Annotated in this window: 12 protein-coding genes; all 12 read left to right on the top strand. The window is 69.8% G+C overall.

The features are described 5' to 3' along the window. Positions 1–165: 165 nt before the first annotated feature. Positions 166–1,629, top strand: a complete 1,464-nt coding sequence (locus ACTWQE_RS11025; protein WP_443328689.1) for an amino acid permease — start codon at positions 166–168, stop codon at positions 1,627–1,629. Between the two features lie 81 nt (positions 1,630–1,710). Next, positions 1,711–2,136, top strand: a complete 426-nt coding sequence (locus tag ACTWQE_RS11020) for a Mov34/MPN/PAD-1 family protein (RefSeq protein ID WP_443328688.1) — start codon at positions 1,711–1,713, stop codon at positions 2,134–2,136. Between the two features lie 129 nt (positions 2,137–2,265). Then, on the top strand, positions 2,266–2,388 hold the full coding sequence (locus ACTWQE_RS11015; RefSeq protein ID WP_443328687.1) for a putative leader peptide: 123 nt from the start codon (positions 2,266–2,268) through the stop codon (positions 2,386–2,388). Between the two features lie 92 nt (positions 2,389–2,480). Then, complete coding sequence (locus tag ACTWQE_RS11010) at positions 2,481–2,759, top strand: MoaD/ThiS family protein (protein ID WP_443328686.1); 279 nt, start codon at positions 2,481–2,483, stop codon at positions 2,757–2,759. Then, on the top strand, positions 2,759–3,709 hold the full coding sequence (locus tag ACTWQE_RS11005) for a PLP-dependent cysteine synthase family protein (protein WP_443328685.1): 951 nt from the start codon (positions 2,759–2,761) through the stop codon (positions 3,707–3,709). The genes ACTWQE_RS11010 and ACTWQE_RS11005 overlap by 1 nt, the downstream gene beginning before the upstream one ends. A 509-nt stretch (positions 3,710–4,218) precedes the next feature. Further along, positions 4,219–5,484 carry a tryptophan synthase subunit beta gene (trpB, locus tag ACTWQE_RS11000; RefSeq protein WP_443328684.1) on the top strand — a complete coding sequence of 422 codons (1,266 nt, stop codon included), beginning with the start codon at positions 4,219–4,221 and terminating at the stop codon, positions 5,482–5,484. A gap of 29 nt (positions 5,485–5,513) precedes the next feature. Next, complete coding sequence (gene trpA, locus ACTWQE_RS10995) at positions 5,514–6,317, top strand: tryptophan synthase subunit alpha (protein WP_443328683.1); 804 nt, start codon at positions 5,514–5,516, stop codon at positions 6,315–6,317. An 81-nt stretch (positions 6,318–6,398) separates the two neighbouring features. Further along, the gene (locus ACTWQE_RS10990; protein WP_443328682.1) at positions 6,399–7,196 is read left to right on the top strand and encodes a DsbA family protein; all 798 of its coding nucleotides are present in this window, start codon (positions 6,399–6,401) and stop codon (positions 7,194–7,196) included. Between the two features lie 79 nt (positions 7,197–7,275). Next, positions 7,276–8,433, top strand: coding sequence for a prolipoprotein diacylglyceryl transferase (gene lgt, locus ACTWQE_RS10985; RefSeq protein WP_443328681.1), 1,158 nt, complete (start codon positions 7,276–7,278; stop codon positions 8,431–8,433). A gap of 526 nt (positions 8,434–8,959) precedes the next feature. Then, on the top strand, positions 8,960–9,691 hold the full coding sequence (locus ACTWQE_RS10980) for a VIT1/CCC1 transporter family protein (RefSeq protein ID WP_443328680.1): 732 nt from the start codon (positions 8,960–8,962) through the stop codon (positions 9,689–9,691). A 296-nt stretch (positions 9,692–9,987) separates the two neighbouring features. Then, entirely contained in the window at positions 9,988–14,598 is a 4,611-nt protein-coding gene (gene gltB / locus ACTWQE_RS10975; protein WP_443328679.1) for a glutamate synthase large subunit, read from the top strand. Next, entirely contained in the window at positions 14,591–16,051 is a 1,461-nt protein-coding gene (locus ACTWQE_RS10970) for a glutamate synthase subunit beta (RefSeq protein WP_443328678.1), read from the top strand. Before gltB ends, ACTWQE_RS10970 begins: the two co-directional genes overlap by 8 nt. The last annotated feature ends 166 nt before the right edge of the window (positions 16,052–16,217 follow it).

Raw genomic sequence — 16,217 nt, 5'->3', positions numbered from 1 at the left:
CCGGTGCTGTCGGCGTGATAAATCTTCACGACCTGCCGTCCGCGCCGCCACCCATGGCGCGACGGGAGCGCTGAGCCGGCCGACCGTCGGCACACAGGACTCCAGCCGGGGGATCGGAACCCGATCCGGGGAGACCGGGTCGGAATGGAGAAAGGCGCACCATCCATGACCTCTGAGCAGGTCGCGAACCGTACCGCTGAGGCGGGCACCGCAGGACCCGGAGCTTCCGAAGAGGGCTACGAGCGCGGACTGGGCAGTCGCCAGGTCCAGATGATCGCCATTGGTGGCGCCATCGGCGTCGGTCTCTTCATGGGTGCCGGGGCGAACATCGCCAAGGCCGGCCCCAGCATCATCCTCATGTACGCCCTCGCGGGCGTCGTCATCTTCTTCATCATGCGAGCACTCGGTGAGCTGCTCCTCTACCGGCCGGTGTCCGGCAGCTTCGCGGAGTACGCCCGCGAGTTCCTCGGCCCGTTCTTCGGCTATGTGACCGGCTGGACGTACTGGCTGATGTGGGTGGTGACCGGCATGGCCGAACTCACCGCCGCCGCCATCTATATCCACTTCTGGTTCCCCGAGATCCCGCAGTGGATCAGTGCCCTGGTCTTCCTCGTGGTGCTGTTCGGCGTCAACCTGATCTCGGTCAAGATCTTCGGCGAGGTCGAGTTCTGGTTCTCGATGGTCAAGGTCACCGCGATCATCGGCATGATCGTCATCGGACTCGGCGTGCTCACCCTCGGCTTCTCCGAGGCCGGTGACACCGCGAGCACCAGCAACCTCTGGGCCCACGGCGGCATCTTCCCCGAGGGCATCGGCTCCAGCCTGATGACGCTGCAGGGCGTCATGTTCGCCTACCTCGCCGTCGAGCTCGTCGGCGTCACCGCGGGCGAGAGCGAGAACCCGGAGAAGACCCTCCCCAAGGCGATCAACACCCTGCCCTGGCGCATCATCGTCTTCTACGTCGGAGCCCTGACGGTCATCCTCGCCGTCGTCAAGTGGACCGAGTTCTCCGAAGGTCAGAGCCCCTTCGTCCACGCCTTCAGCGAGATCGGCATCCCGCTCGCCGGCGGCATCGTCAACTTCGTCGTGCTCACCGCGGCGCTGTCGTCCTGCAACTCCGGCATGTACTCCACCGGTCGTATGCTGCGCGATCTCGCCGCCAACAGCGAGGCCCCGAAGGCCTTCGGCAAGCTCAACTCCCGGAAGACCCCGGCGGTCGGCATCACCGTCTCCGTCGTTCTGATGGGCATCGGCGTGGTCCTCAACTACGTCGTCCCGGAGAAGGCCTTCGCCTACGTCACCTCGGTGGCGACCGCGGCGGGCATCTGGACCTGGATGATGATCCTCGTCAGCCATATCCTCTACCGGCGCGCGGTGAAGGCGGGCCGTCTCGAGGCCTCGTCCTTCCCGGCGCCCGGCGGTGCCACCTTCAGCTGGGTCGCGCTGGCCTTCCTGATCTTCGTCACCGGCATGATCGCGTACGACAAGGACGCCCGGGTGTCGCTGTACGTCGGTGCCGGCTGGGCGATCGCCCTGGCCGTCGGCTGGCAGCTGCTGAAGGCGCGTGACAAGAACCTCGCGGTGTCGCAGCCGGAGGACCGCCCGCTCGCCTCCAACACCTCGAAGTAATCGCAGCAGCCGCATAGCGCCGGATGTCTCATCAGTCGGCCCCCGGATCTCCTCCGGGGGCCGACTGCTTATCCTCGTGCCATGCTCACCATCTCCCAGGACCTGTACGACCGGATCGTCGCGCACGCCCGCGCCGACCACCCCGACGAGGCGTGCGGCGTGGTCGCCGGCCCGGCCGGGTCCGACCGCCCCGAGCGCTTCGTCCCGATGCTCAACGCCGCCCGGTCGCCCACGTTCTACGAGTTCGACTCGAGCGACCTGCTGAAGCTGTACCGCGAGATGGACGACCGGGACGAGGAACCGGTGGTGATCTACCACTCGCACACGGCCACGGAGGCGTACCCCTCCCGTACGGATATCTCCTACGCCAATGAGCCCGGTGCCCACTACGTCCTTGTGTCGACCGCCGAGACCGGCACCGAGGAGGGGCCCGTGGAGTTCCGCTCCTTCCGGATCGTGGACGGCGAGGTCACCGAGGAAGAAGTGAAGGTCGTCACAGCGTACTGAGCCCTTCGCGGCGCTGAGCACGCCTGCTTGCCCCCGGCTCGTCCCTGTGCGGGGGGCCGTGTCCAAAGCCGCGTCCGGATCATGGGATTGCATCTCGGAGCTCGGACGGGGAATCGATACGATGACCCCATGGTTCTCCACGACGTGAGCGACAAGGCGCCGGGCATGCTGCTCGTGGCGCGGCTGCACGTCGATCTGTGCCGCCTGGCCAGCGCGATGTGTCCGTCCCGCGCTGTCTGCCGCATCGCCTGATCCACCCGGCTGCGGCGTACGCCCACCCCTCTCTCTGCCGCCGGCGTAGGACGCCGAGCGCCCTCCGCTTCATTCCGACAGGAGCCCACCCCATGGCCATCGAGGTCCGCATTCCGACCATCCTCCGCAGTTACACCGACGGACAGAAGGCCGTCGAGGGCAGCGGCACCACCATCGAGGAGCTCTTCGCCGACCTCGAGTCGCGGCACCCCGGCGTCCGTGAGCGCCTGGTCGACGGAGGCGAGCTGCGCCGCTTCGTGAACGTCTACCTCAACGACGAGGACGTCCGCTTCCTGGACGGCATCTCCACCAAGCTGTCCGACGGCGACAGCATCACCATCCTTCCGGCTGTCGCGGGTGGCATGCGCTGATGCGGTACGACTCTCCGCTGGCGGCGGTCGGCAACACACCGCTGGTCCGCCTGCCGAGGCTGTCCCCGTCGGCGGACGTCCGGATCTGGGCGAAGCTGGAGGACCGCAATCCGACCGGTTCCGTCAAGGACCGGCCTGCCCTGCACATGATCGAACAGGCCGAGAAGGACGGCCGGTTGACCCCCGGCTGCACCATCCTCGAGCCGACCTCGGGGAACACGGGCATCTCGCTGGCGATGGCGGCGCGGCTCAAGGGCTACCGCATCGTCTGCGTCATGCCCGAGAACACCTCCTCGGAGCGTCGCGAGCTGCTCGCCATGTGGGGCGCGGAGATCATTTCCTCCCCGGCGGCCGGTGGCTCCAACACGGCCGTACGGGTCGCCAAGGAGCTCTCCGCCGAGCATCCGGACTGGGTGATGCTCTACCAGTACGGCAACCCGGACAACGCGGGCGCGCACTACGCCACCACCGGGCCCGAGATCTTCGAGGACCTGCCCACCGTCACCCACTTCGTGGCGGGCCTCGGCACCACCGGCACCCTCATGGGCGTCGGCCGATTCCTCCGGGAGAAGGTCCCGCACATCAAGATCGTCGCCGCCGAGCCGCGCTATGACGATCTCGTGTACGGGCTGCGGAACCTGGACGAGGGCTTCGTTCCCGAGCTCTACGACGAGTCCGTCCTCACCACGCGGTACTCGGTGGGGTCGGAGGACGCGGTACGGCGAACGCGCGAACTCCTCCAGCAGGAGGGCATCTTCGCGGGCGTCTCGACGGGTGCGGCACTCCACGCGGCGATCGGCGTCGGCCGCAAGGCGGTCAAGGCGGGAGAGTCGGCCGACATCGTCTTCGTCGTGGCGGACGGCGGCTGGAAGTACCTGTCGACGGGGGTCTACACGGCGGAGTCGACAGAGGCCGCGGTGGAGGCGCTGCACGGGCAGCTCTGGGCTTAGTCCTCGCCGGACGGGCCGGGGCGGGCGGGATCCGGTCCGGTCCGGCCCGTCCGGGCGGGTTTCCGCGCCCGCGATGCCTGTGCCACTGCCCGCTTCTGCAGCTCGGCCGGGGACGCCCGCCGGCTCGATGTTCCTGTCGATGCCGGGGCGGGGTCCGCTGGGTCCGGGACCGTTCACGGCGAGCCTGGGGCCATGAGTTCCGTCTGTGCCTGGTGCGGGGGCGGGTCCTCCCGGGGTGGGGGTCCTGGAACGTCTATTTACGGGCCTGGCGGCCCACAAATACACGGAAGTTTCCAGAACCCCCACCCCTACGACCCCGTCCCCTCCCGCCGGTGGCACCGGGACGCGACCGGCCTCGGTTCTGCCCGGCGGCCCCATACGCGATCTGCTTCGGTTCTGCCTGTGATCCGGTGGGGGTCGCGGGTCGGCGAGAGCGCAGTTGCCTTCGCGTACCGTTGTTCGCATATCGAGACTTCTGGGGCGTGAGCCCCTTCTGAGGAGTACGTCGGATGTCTTCTGACTTCTTCATTCCGGACCCCGAGGGCCGCATTCCGAGTGCCGAGGGCTATTTCGGCGCGTTCGGTGGCAAGTTCATCCCCGAGGCGCTCGTCGCCGCGGTGGACGAAGTCGCCGCCGAGTACGAGAAGGCGAAGGCCGACCCGGCCTTCGCGGCCGAGCTGGAGGACCTGCTCGTCCACTACACCGGCCGGCCCAGCGCACTGACCGAGGTGTCGCGGTTCGCCGAGCACGCAGGGGGAGCCAGGATCTTCCTCAAGCGCGAGGACCTGAACCACACCGGTTCACACAAGATCAACAACGTGCTCGGGCAGGCGCTGCTCACCAAGCGCATGGGCAAGACCCGGGTCATCGCGGAGACCGGTGCCGGGCAGCACGGTGTGGCCACGGCGACGGCGTGTGCGCTGTTCGGGCTCGAGTGTGTGATCTACATGGGCGAGATCGACACCCAGCGGCAGGCCCTCAACGTGGCCCGGATGCGGATGCTCGGCGCCGATGTCGTCGCCGTGAAGTCCGGCAGCCGGACGCTGAAGGACGCGATCAACGAGGCGTTCCGGGACTGGGTCGCGAATGTCGACCGGACCCACTATCTGTTCGGCACCGTCGCGGGCCCGCACCCGTTCCCCGCCATGGTCCGGGACTTCCACCGGGTGATCGGCGTCGAGGCGCGGCGGCAGCTCCTGGAGCGCACCGGCCGGCTGCCGGACGCCGTGGCGGCCTGCGTGGGCGGTGGCTCCAACGCCATCGGTCTCTTCCACGCCTTCATCCCGGACGAGAGTGTCCGGCTGGTGGGGCTGGAGGCCGCGGGGCACGGTGTCGACTCCGGCGAGCACGCCGCGACGCTGAGCGTGGGAGAGCCGGGGATCCTGCACGGTTCGCGGTCCTACGTGCTGCAGGACGACGAGGGGCAGATCACCGAGCCGTACTCGATCTCGGCGGGCCTGGACTACCCGGGCATCGGCCCTGAGCACTCCTATCTGAAGGACGCGGGCCGGGCGGAGTACCGGCCGGTCACGGACGACCAGGCGATGCAGGCGCTGCGGCTGCTGTCGGAGACCGAGGGCATCATCCCGGCGATCGAGAGCGCGCACGCCCTGCACGGCGCCCTCGAGCTCGGCCGCGAGCTGGGGCCGGAGGGGCTGGTGCTCGTCAACCTCTCCGGACGCGGCGACAAGGACATGGACACCGCTGCCCGGTACTTCGGGCTGTACGACCCGACCGATGAGGTTGAGGCCGACGAGACCGAGGGGACCGAGTGATGGCCGGAAAGGCCGGAAACGCCGGAAACATGGACGTGCTGGGATCCGTGCTGTCCCGGGCGAAGGAGGAGGGCCGCTCCGCGCTCGTCGGCTATCTGCCGGCCGGCTTCCCGACCGTCGACGCCGGTGTCCGGGCCGTCACCGCGATGATCGAGGGCGGCTGCGACATCGTGGAGGTCGGGCTGCCGCACAGCGACCCGGTGCTGGACGGACCGGTCATCCAGACCGCCGACGACATCGCCCTGCGGGGCGGCGTACGGATCGCCGATGTGCTCCGTACGGTGCGTGAGGCGCACGCCGCGACGGGGGCACCCGTGCTGTGCATGACGTACTGGAACCCCGTCGACCGCTACGGCGCCGAGCGCTTCGCCGCCGAGCTGGCCGAGGCGGGGGGCGCGGGCTGCATCCTGCCCGACCTGCCGGTCGAGGAGTCCGAGGTGTGGCGGAAGGCGGCGGAGCAGCACGGCCTGGCGACGGTCTTCGTGGTGGCGCCCAGCAGCCGTGATGATCGGCTCGCCAGGATCACCGCGGTGGGTACGGGCTTTGTGTACGCGGCGTCGCTGATGGGTGTCACCGGCACCCGGGAGTCCGTGGGCGAGCAGGCCCAGGACCTGGTGCGGCGGACCCGGGCGACGACCGAGCTGCCGGTCTGCGTGGGGCTGGGCGTGTCGAACGGGGCCCAGGCCGCGGAGGTGGCCGAGTTCGCCGACGGAGTGATCGTCGGATCGGCCTTCGTCAAGCGGCTGCTGGACGCGCCGGACCTGGAGACGGGGCTGGCCGGGGTCCGTACGCTCGCGGCGGAGCTGGCGGAAGGCGTACGCCGCCGCGGTTGAGATCGCCTATGAGAATCGCCTAAATGGGTGGAATGCGAACCGGGGAGGCACGCTCGTGCCTCCCCGGTTCGTTCCAACGGTGTGAGTGAGAAGAACCGAGAGGGTAAGCGCAGCGCCCGCGAGCGGCTGCAGGAAGAGCGCGAGCGGGAGAAGTCCCGGGAGAAGCGCAAGCGGGCACTGATCGTCGGCGCCGCCGGTGTGGCGGTGCTGGGCATCGCCGCGGCGGTCGGAGTGGCGGTGAGCCAGACCGGCGGCAAGAGCTCCCAGGGGCCGGTGGTCGCGCCGACGGGGGCGCAGGGCGAGGACAGCCTCGCGATCCCGGTGGGGAAGCCCACGGCACCGTCCGAGCTGACCGTCTACGAGGACTTCCGCTGCCCGGCCTGCGGCCAGTTCGAGAACGGGTTCCGGGACACCATCCATGAGCTCCAGGACAAGGGGCAGCTGAGGACGGAATACCACCTGGCCACGATCATCGACGGAAATGTGGGCGGCAGGGGCTCGCTCAACGCGGCGAACGCCGCGGCGTGCGCGCAGGACGCCGGCAGGTTCCAGCCCTACCACGATGTGCTCTACCAGAATCAGCCGCCGGAGCAGAACGACGCCTTCGCGAAGAAGGACTATCTGATCGAGCTGGCGGGCAAGGTGCCCGGACTGGTCACCGACAATTTCCGGAAGTGCGTGAACGACGGGAGCCACGACGGCTGGGTGAAGAAGGCCAACAGCGCCTTCACCAGCTCCGGCCACCAGGGGACCCCGACCGTGCTGCTGAACGGCAAGGACGTCTACAGCAACCAGCAGGACCCGCTGACGCCCGAGAAGTTGAAGAAGGCGGTCGAGGAGGCGGCGAAGAAGGGGCAGTCGACCTCGGGGCAGGAGTGACGGAAGGGACGGCCGTTACGCAGCCGTTGCCGGGCGGGTTGCCGTAGTTCCCGTCCGGCACGGTAGCGTCGTTCTCGCCATGGACCTCGCATTCATTCCCAGTCCGTCGACCGGCGTGATCCACCTCGGACCGATCCCGCTGCGCGGCTACGCGTTCTGCATCATTCTCGGCGTCTTCCTCGCCGTCTGGCTCGGCAACCGCCGCTGGGTCGCCCGCGGCGGCCTGCCGGGGACCGTCGCCGACATCGCCGTCTGGGCGGTGCCCTTCGGGCTCGTCGGCGGCCGTCTCTACCACGTGATCACCACGTACGAGCCGTACTTCGGCGAGGACGGGAACTGGGTCGACGCGTTCAAGATCTGGGAAGGCGGTCTCGGCATCTGGGGCGCGATCGCCCTCGGTGCGGTGGGCGCGTGGATCGGCTGCCGGCGACGCGGTATCCCGCTCCCGGCGTACGCGGATGCGGTCGCCCCCGGTGTCGCCTTCGCCCAGGCCATCGGCCGCTGGGGCAACTGGTTCAACCAGGAGCTCTACGGCAAGCCGACGGATCTGCCCTGGGCGCTGAAGATCGACGCCAACCCCGGCGCCGGCAAGATCGCCGGTACCTACCACCCGACCTTCCTGTACGAGTCGCTGTGGTGCGTGGGCGTCGCGCTCCTGGTCCTGTGGGCGGACCGCCGCTTCAAGCTCGGCCATGGGCGGGCCTTCGCCCTCTATGTGGCCGCGTACACGGTGGGGCGCGGCTGGATCGAGTACATGCGGATCGACGAGGCGCACCACATCCTGGGCGTCCGGCTCAACGTCTGGACCTCTGTCGTCGTCTTCCTGGCCGCGGTGGCCTACATGATCGTCTCGGCGAGGCGGCGTCCCGGCCGGGAGACCGTGGTCGAGCCCGCGGCGGAAGCGGCTCGCGCGGAGAAGTCCGGTGACGACGGCGAGGCGGCCGCGACCTCGGAGCCGGACGAGGAGGCCCGGAACAACGCCCCGGCCAAGTCCGCTGCCGTGTCCGGCGGGCCCGACGAGGCTGCATCCGATGCCGATGCCGGTGCCGGTGCCAGTGCCGGTGCCGATGCGGACCGGCTCGCCGGGTCCGGCGCAGACGGCGACGCCGAGGCCGACCGGCTCGCCCCTGCCGGTGCCGACGAGGACCGGCCGATTGTTTCCGGCGGCGGCAACGCGTCCTCCAAGGAGACCGGCACCGAAGCCGGGTCCGAGCCGGAGGCCTCGAAGAAGTCCTGACCGACACCCACCCATCCGGCCGTCGGCCCGCGAGAGCGGGCGGCGGCCGGATGTGTGTCGCGTACCGGATGTGTGTCGCGTACCGGATGTGTGTCGCGTACCGGATGTGTGTCGCGTACCGGATGTGTGTCGTGCACCGGATGTGTGTCGCGTACCGGACGTGTGTCGTGCACACCACGCGCCCACGGCCGCAGGCGTCCGCGAAAGAGGCACGGCGGCGGCCGCCGAGCCTCCCGTCTGTGTCCCCCGGGGACGTCACCGCGGAACGGGTGCTCTCCCGGGACCGGGACAGGGACCGGGACCGGACCGTCCCGCCCGGTCCGGTTCGCCGCCTGCCGGGCGTTCCCGAGCGCCTCGGCGCCGTAGGAGGCCACGAGCCGGGCCTCTGGACGGTGGAGGAGAAACCGCAGGTCAGAGCGGTAAGTTCGGCCTTGCTTGCTAGCGGATCACCGTGATTCGTGCGTACCTTCGAGCAGTGGGGGAGGGCGATCGGCCGCTCCTCCAGGGGAAGGGAGCACCACCACACATGTCCGTCATCGACAACGCCGCCGCGCTGCACGAGTCCCACCGCGACAACCACACCCACCGTGATGTGAACGGTGGCTGGCTGCGCCCCGCGGTCTTCGGCGCCATGGACGGACTGGTCTCCAACCTCGCGCTGATCACCGGCGTCGCAGGCGGTGACGTCTCCTCGAAGACCCTGGTCATCACCGGTCTCGCCGGTCTCGCCGCCGGTGCCTTCTCGATGGCCGCGGGCGAGTACACCTCCGTCGCCTCCCAGCGCGAGCTGGTCCTCGCCGAGCTGGAGGTCGAGCGGCGCGAGCTGCGCAGCCACCCCAAGGACGAGCAGCAGGAGCTGGCCACGCTCTACGTCTCGCGCGGTGTCGAGCCCACGCTCGCCGCCGAGGTCGCCCGGCAGCTGTCCAAGGACCCCGAGCAGGCGCTGGAGATCCACGCCCGCGAGGAACTGGGAATCGACCCCTCGGACCTTCCCTCGCCCACGGTCGCCGCCGTATCCTCGTTCGGGTCCTTCGCCCTGGGCGCGCTGCTGCCCGTACTGCCCTATCTGCTGGGGGCCACCGCCCTGTGGCCTGCGGTGATGCTGGCACTGCTCGGACTCTTCGCCTGTGGAGCCATCGTGGCCAGGGTCACGGCCCGCTCCTGGTGGTACAGCGGCCTCCGACAGCTGATACTGGGCGGTACCGCCGCTGCGGTCACCTTCGGGCTCGGTGCGCTCTTCGGCACCGCGGTCGGATAGGCACCCGTACGACGGGGCCGCTCAAGGAACAGGTTTCTCGGCGGTTTCAGCCCGTATACGAGCGGGCATGAGCTGGAAGCGCTCTGGGCAGTGTCGCCTGTTGCGCCCTGGGGCTGAGGATGTCGACCCGTCCGTGCACGCCCCCTTATCCGCCAGTATCCGGGGCGTCCGTATGGTGGAACGCGGTATCCGCTTCTTGAGAAGCGGGCCATCATGTAATCTGCACGAAAATTTTGCGCAGAGGGCCAACGTCGTCCCTCGGCACTGACACTGCCACGACGACGACGGGAGAGCCGATGCGTTCGCCGCGCCAGCTGTCCATGCAGTCCGTGACCGACGGCACCGCCGCCTGGTCACCCATGGACGAGCGCCCTGCCCCGCAGGGGATGTACGACCCGCGCAACGAGCATGACGCCTGTGGCGTCGGTTTCGTGGCCACCCTCACGGGCGAGGCCAGCCACGAGCTCGTGGAGCAGGCTCTGACCGTGCTGCGCAACCTCGAGCACCGAGGCGCCACCGGTTCCGAGCCGGACTCCGGCGACGGTGCCGGCATCCTGCTCCAGGTGCCGGACGCATTTCTGCGCGAGAACGTCTCCTTCGAGCTCCCCGAGGCCGGCGCCTACGCCGTCGGCATCGCGTTCCTGCCCGCCGACGAGCGCGAGGGCGCGGACGCGGCGGCCCGGATCGAGGCCATCGCCGGCGAGGAGGGCCTCACCGTCCTCGGCTGGCGCGAGGTCCCCGTCGCCCCCGAGCTGCTCGGCAGCGGCGCCCGCGCCACCATGCCGGCCTTCTCCCAGCTGTTCGTGACGGACCGGGACGGCTCCGCCACCGGCATCGCGCTGGACCGCAAGGCCTTCGTGCTGCGCAAGCGCGCCGAGCGGGAGGCCGGGGTCTACTTCCCGTCGCTGTCCGCGCGGACCGTCGTCTACAAGGGCATGCTCACCACCGGGCAGCTGGAGCCGTTCTTCCCGGACCTCTCCGACCGCCGCTTCGCGACCGCCATCGCGCTCGTCCACTCGCGGTTCTCCACCAACACCTTCCCGAGCTGGCCGCTGGCCCACCCGTACCGCTTCGTCGCCCACAACGGCGAGATCAACACGGTCCAGGGCAACCGCAACTGGATGCGGGCCCGGGAGTCGCAGCTGGCCAGTGACCTGTTCGGCAGCGAGAACCTCGAGCGGATCTTCCCGGTCTGTACCCCCGACGCCTCCGACTCCGCCTCCTTCGACGAGGTCCTGGAGCTCCTGCACCTCGGCGGCCGGTCCCTGCCGCACTCGGTGCTGATGATGGTCCCCGAGGCGTGGGAGAACCACGGCTCCATGGACCCGGCCCGCCGTGCGTTCTACCAGTACCACTCCACGATGATGGAGCCCTGGGACGGCCCCGCCTGTGTCACCTTCACCGACGGCATCCAGGTCGGCGCGGTCCTCGACCGCAACGGTCTGCGTCCCGGCCGCTACTGGGTCACCGACGACGGCCTCGTCGTCCTCTCCTCCGAGGTCGGCGTCCTGGACATCGACCCCGCCAAGGTCGTCCGCAAGGGCCGCCTCCAGCCCGGCCGGATGTTCCTCGTCGACACCGCCGAGCACCGCATCATCGAGGACGACGAGATCAAGGCGCAGCTCGCGGCCGAGCAGCCGTACGGCGACTGGCTGGAGTCCGGCCTGATCGAGCTCGCCGATCTGCCCGAGCGCGAGCACATCGTGCACACCCACGCCTCGGTCACCCGCCGCCAGCAGACCTTCGGCTACACCGAGGAGGAGCTGCGCGTCCTGCTCGCGCCGATGGCCAAGGCCGGCGCCGAGCCGATCGGCTCCATGGGCACCGACTCGCCGATCGCCGCCCTCTCCGAGCGGCCCCGGCTGCTCTTCGACTACTTCACCCAGCTGTTCGCGCAGGTCACCAACCCGCCGCTGGACGCCATCCGCGAGGAGCTCGTCACCTCGCTGATCTCCTCGCTCGGCCCGCAGGGCAACCTGCTGGAGCCGAACGCCGCGTCCTGCCGCAGCGTCACCCTGCCGTTCCCGGTGATCGACAACGATGAGCTGGCCAAGCTCATCCACATCAACGCCGACGGCGACCTGCCCGGCTTCAAGGCCGTGACGCTCTCCGGTCTCTACCGGGTCAGTGGCGGCGGCGACGCGCTGGCCGCCCGGATCGAGGAGATCTGCGCCGAGGCCGACTCCGCGCTCGCGGCGGGCGCCCATCTGATCGTGCTCTCCGACCGGCACTCGGACGCCGAGCACGCGCCGATCCCCTCGCTGCTGCTGACCTCCGCGGTGCACCACCACCTCATCCGTACCAAGCAGCGCACCCGTGTGGGTCTGCTGGTCGAGGCCGGCGATGTCCGCGAGGTGCACCACATCGCGCTGCTCATCGGCTACGGAGCCGCGGCCGTCAACCCGTACCTCGCGATGGAGTCGGTCGAGGACCTGGTCCGCGCCGGCACCTTCCTGCCCGGCGCCGACCCCGAGACGGCCATCCGCAACCTCATCAAGGCGCTGGGCAAGGGCGTGCTGAAGGTGATGTCCAAGATGGGCATCTCCACCGTTGCCTCCTACCGCGGTGCACAGGTGTTCGAGGCGGTCGGTCTGGACGAGTCGTTCGTCGACACCTACTTCCACGGCACCGCCACCAAGATCGGCGGCGCGGGCCTGGACGTCATCGCCCGCGAGGTCGCCGAGCGGCACGCCAAGGCGTACCCGGCCTCCGGGATCGCCCCGGCGCACCGCACGCTGGAGATCGGCGGCGAGTACCAGTGGCGCCGCGAGGGCGAGCCGCACCTCTTCGACCCCGACACGGTCTTCCGGCTCCAGCACTCCACGCGCGCCCGCCGCTACGACATCTTCAAGCAGTACACCCAGCGCATCGACGAGCAGGCCGAGCGGCTGATGACGCTCCGTGGTCTGTTCAAGTTCAAGAGCGACCGGCAGCCGATCTCCATCGACGAGGTCGAGCCGGTGAGTGAGATCGTCAAGCGCTTCTCCACCGGCGCCATGTCGTACGGCTCCATCTCTCAGGAGGCGCACGAGACGCTCGCCATCGCCATGAACCAGCTGGGCGGCAAGTCCAACACCGGTGAGGGCGGCGAGGACCCGGAGCGTCTGTACGACCCGGCGCGCCGCTCCTCGATCAAGCAGGTCGCCTCCGGCCGCTTCGGTGTGACCAGCGAGTACCTGGTCAACTCCGATGACATCCAGATCAAGATGGCGCAGGGCGCCAAGCCCGGCGAGGGCGGGCAGCTGCCCGGCCACAAGGTGTACCCGTGGGTGGCCAAGACCCGGCACTCCACTCCCGGCGTGGGCCTCATCTCCCCGCCGCCGCACCACGACATCTACTCCATCGAGGACCTCGCCCAGCTCATCCACGACCTGAAGAACGCCAACCCCCAGGCGCGCATTCACGTCAAGCTGGTGTCGGAGGTCGGCGTCGGCACGGTCGCCGCGGGTGTGTCCAAGGCGCACGCGGACGTCGTCCTGATCTCCGGCCACGACGGCGGTACGGGCGCCTCGCCGCTCACCTCGCTGAAGCACGCGGGCGGCCCCTGGGAGCTCGGCCTGGCCGAGACCCAGCAGACCCTGCTGCTCAACGGGCTGCGCGACCGTATCGTCGTGCAGACCGACGGCCAGCTGAAGACCGGCCGCGATGTGGTCATCGCCGCGCTGCTCGGTGCCGAGGAGTTCGGCTTCGCGACCGCCCCGCTGGTGGTCTCCGGCTGCGTCATGATGCGCGTCTGCCACCTGGACACCTGCCCGGTCGGTATCGCCACCCAGAACCCGGTGCTGCGCCAGCGGTTCAACGGCAAGGCCGAGTACGTGGTGAACTTCTTCCAGTTCATCGCCGAGGAGGTCCGTGAGCTCCTCGCCGAGCTGGGCTTCCGCAGCGTCGAGGAGGCCGTCGGCCACGCCGAACTCCTCGACACCGAGCGGGCCGTGAACCACTGGAAGGCCCAGGGCCTGGACCTGGAGCCGCTGCTCCACGTGCCGGACCTCCCGGCCGGCGCCGTGCGCCACCAGGTGGTCGCCCAGGACCACGGTCTGGAGAAGGCGCTCGACAACGAGCTGATCAAGCTGGCCGCCGACGCGCTGACCGCGGACTCCGCCGAGGCCGCGGAGCCGGTCCGCGCCCAGGTGGCCATCCGCAACATCAACCGCACCGTGGGCACCATGCTGGGCCACGAGGTGACGAAGAAGTTCGGTGGCGCGGGGCTGCCCGACGACACCGTCGACATCACCTTCACCGGCTCCGCGGGCCAGTCGTTCGGCGCGTTCGTGCCGCACGGTGTCACCCTGCGGCTGGAGGGCGACGCCAACGACTACGTCGGCAAGGGCCTTTCGGGCGGCCGGCTCGTGGTCCGCCCGGACCGGGGCGCCGACCACCTCGCCGAGTACTCCACCATCGCGGGCAACACCATCGCGTACGGCGCGACCGGCGGTGAGATCTTCCTCCGCGGCCGCGTCGGTGAGCGGTTCTGCGTGCGCAACTCCGGTGCCACCGTCGTCTCGGAGGGCGTGGGCGACCACGGCTGCGAGTACATGACCGGCGGCAACGCCGTCGTCCTCGGGGAGACGGGCCGTAACTTCGCGGCCGGTATGTCGGGCGGGTTCGCGTACGTCATCGATCTGGACCCCGACAACGTCAACAAGGAACTGGCGTCGGCCGTCGGGCCGCTGGACGCCGACGACCGGCAGTGGCTGCACGACGTCGTGCAGCGCCACCAGGAGGAGACCGGTTCCACGGTCGCCGAGAAGCTGCTCGCCGACTGGGAGACCTCGGTGACCCGCTTCAGCAAGGTCACTCCGGCCACCTACAAGGCCGTGCTCGCCGCCAAGGACGCCGCCGAGCGAGCCGGACTCACCGAGTCCGAGACCCACGAGAAGATGATGGAGGCGGCGACCCATGGCTGACCCCAAGGGCTTCCTGACCACCGGGCGCGAGGTCGCCAAGACCCGGCCCGTCGAGGAGCGTGTCAAGGACTGGAACGAGGTCTACCAGCCCGGCTCGCTGCTGCCGATCATCAGCAAGCAGGCCGGCCGCTGCATGGACTGCGGCATCCCGTTCTGCCACAACGGCTGTCCGCTGGGGAACCTCATCCCCGAGTGGAACGACTACGCCTACCGCGAGGACTGGTCCGAGGCCAGCGAGCGGCTGCACGCCACCAACAACTTCCCGGAGTTCACCGGGCGACTGTGCCCGGCTCCGTGCGAGTCCGCGTGCGTGCTGGGCATCAACCAGCCCGCGGTGACCATCAAGAACGTCGAGGTCACCATCATCGACAAGGCGTGGGAGGCCGGTAACGTCACCCCGCAGCCGCCGGAGCGGCTGTCGGGCAAGACCGTCGCGGTCATCGGCTCCGGGCCGGCCGGTCTGGCCGCCGCCCAGCAGCTGACCCGGGCCGGTCACACGGTCGCCGTGTACGAGCGGGCGGACCGCATCGGCGGCCTGCTGCGCTACGGCATCCCCGAGTTCAAGATGGAGAAGCGCCACATCAACCGCCGTATCGAGCAGATGCGCGCGGAGGGCACCAAGTTCCGTACGGAGGTGGAGATCGGCCGCGACATCGACGCCGCGAAGCTGCGCAAGCGCTACGACGCCGTGGTCATCGCCGTCGGTGCCACCACGGCGCGCGATCTGCCGGTGCCGGGGCGCGAGCTGAACGGCATCCACCAGGCGATGGAGTACCTGCCGCTCTCCAACAAGGTGCAGGAGGGCGACTTCGTCGCACCGCCGATCACCGCCGAGGGCAAGCACGTCGTCGTCATCGGCGGTGGCGACACCGGCGCGGACTGCGTGGGCACCGCCCACCGCCAGGGCGCGGCCTCCGTCACCCAGCTGGAGATCATGGCGAAGCCGGGCGAGGAGCGGAACGCCAACCAGCCGTGGCCGACCTTCCCGATGCTCTACAAGGTCACCTCGGCGCACGAGGAGGGCGGCGAGCGGCTCTACTCCGTCTCCACCACCCACTTCGAGGGCGACGAGGACGGGAACGTGCAGTTCCTGCAAATGATCGAGGTGGAGTTCAAGGACGGCAAGCTCGAGCAGAAGCCGGGCACCGAGCGGAAGATCCCGGCCCAGCTGGTCACCCTCGCCATGGGCTTCACCGGCACCGACCGGGAGAACGGCCTGGTCGAGCAGTTCGGCCTCGAGCTCGACGCCCGGGGGAACATCGCGCGCGACGCCGACTTCGCGACCAATGTGCCCGGCGTCTATGTCGCCGGTGACGCGGGCCGCGGCCAGTCGCTGATCGTCTGGGCGATCGCCGAGGGCCGCTCGGCGGCGAAGGGCGTGGACCGGTTCCTGACCGGCCACAGCGCCCTCCCGGCCCCGATCCGGCCGACGGACCGGTCCCTCACCGTCTGACCGACGCCCGGGCCGGCGGTCCGTTTACGACGGATCGCCGGGCCGGGTCGTCCGAGCTGTTCCGTACAACGGCGTACGGACGGAAAAGCGGCGCCTGCCACTCCCCGACCGGAGGCAGGCGCCGCACCCCGTTCCGCCTCCGTCGGCGCGCGCCGACCGGCCCAGG

Origin of the sequence: Streptomyces sp. 8N706 (assembly GCF_052245415.1) — a bacterium.
Classification (GTDB): Bacteria; Actinomycetota; Actinomycetes; order Streptomycetales; family Streptomycetaceae; genus Streptomyces.
Note: the sequence above shows the minus strand (reverse complement) of the source record. Positions and strands in the feature narration are given on the sequence as shown.

Coding starts and splice junctions, on each gene's coding strand:
- ACTWQE_RS11025 (WP_443328689.1), top strand. CDS start 166: ATGACCTCTGAGCAGGTCGCGAACCGTACCGCTGAGGCGGGCACCGCA.
- ACTWQE_RS11020 (WP_443328688.1), top strand. CDS start 1,711: ATGCTCACCATCTCCCAGGACCTGTACGACCGGATCGTCGCGCACGCC.
- ACTWQE_RS11015 (WP_443328687.1), top strand. CDS start 2,266: ATGGTTCTCCACGACGTGAGCGACAAGGCGCCGGGCATGCTGCTCGTG.
- ACTWQE_RS11010 (WP_443328686.1), top strand. CDS start 2,481: ATGGCCATCGAGGTCCGCATTCCGACCATCCTCCGCAGTTACACCGAC.
- ACTWQE_RS11005 (WP_443328685.1), top strand. CDS start 2,759: ATGCGGTACGACTCTCCGCTGGCGGCGGTCGGCAACACACCGCTGGTC.
- trpB (WP_443328684.1), top strand. CDS start 4,219: ATGTCTTCTGACTTCTTCATTCCGGACCCCGAGGGCCGCATTCCGAGT.
- trpA (WP_443328683.1), top strand. CDS start 5,514: ATGGACGTGCTGGGATCCGTGCTGTCCCGGGCGAAGGAGGAGGGCCGC.
- lgt (WP_443328681.1), top strand. CDS start 7,276: ATGGACCTCGCATTCATTCCCAGTCCGTCGACCGGCGTGATCCACCTC.
- ACTWQE_RS10980 (WP_443328680.1), top strand. CDS start 8,960: ATGTCCGTCATCGACAACGCCGCCGCGCTGCACGAGTCCCACCGCGAC.
- gltB (WP_443328679.1), top strand. CDS start 9,988: ATGCGTTCGCCGCGCCAGCTGTCCATGCAGTCCGTGACCGACGGCACC.
- ACTWQE_RS10970 (WP_443328678.1), top strand. CDS start 14,591: ATGGCTGACCCCAAGGGCTTCCTGACCACCGGGCGCGAGGTCGCCAAG.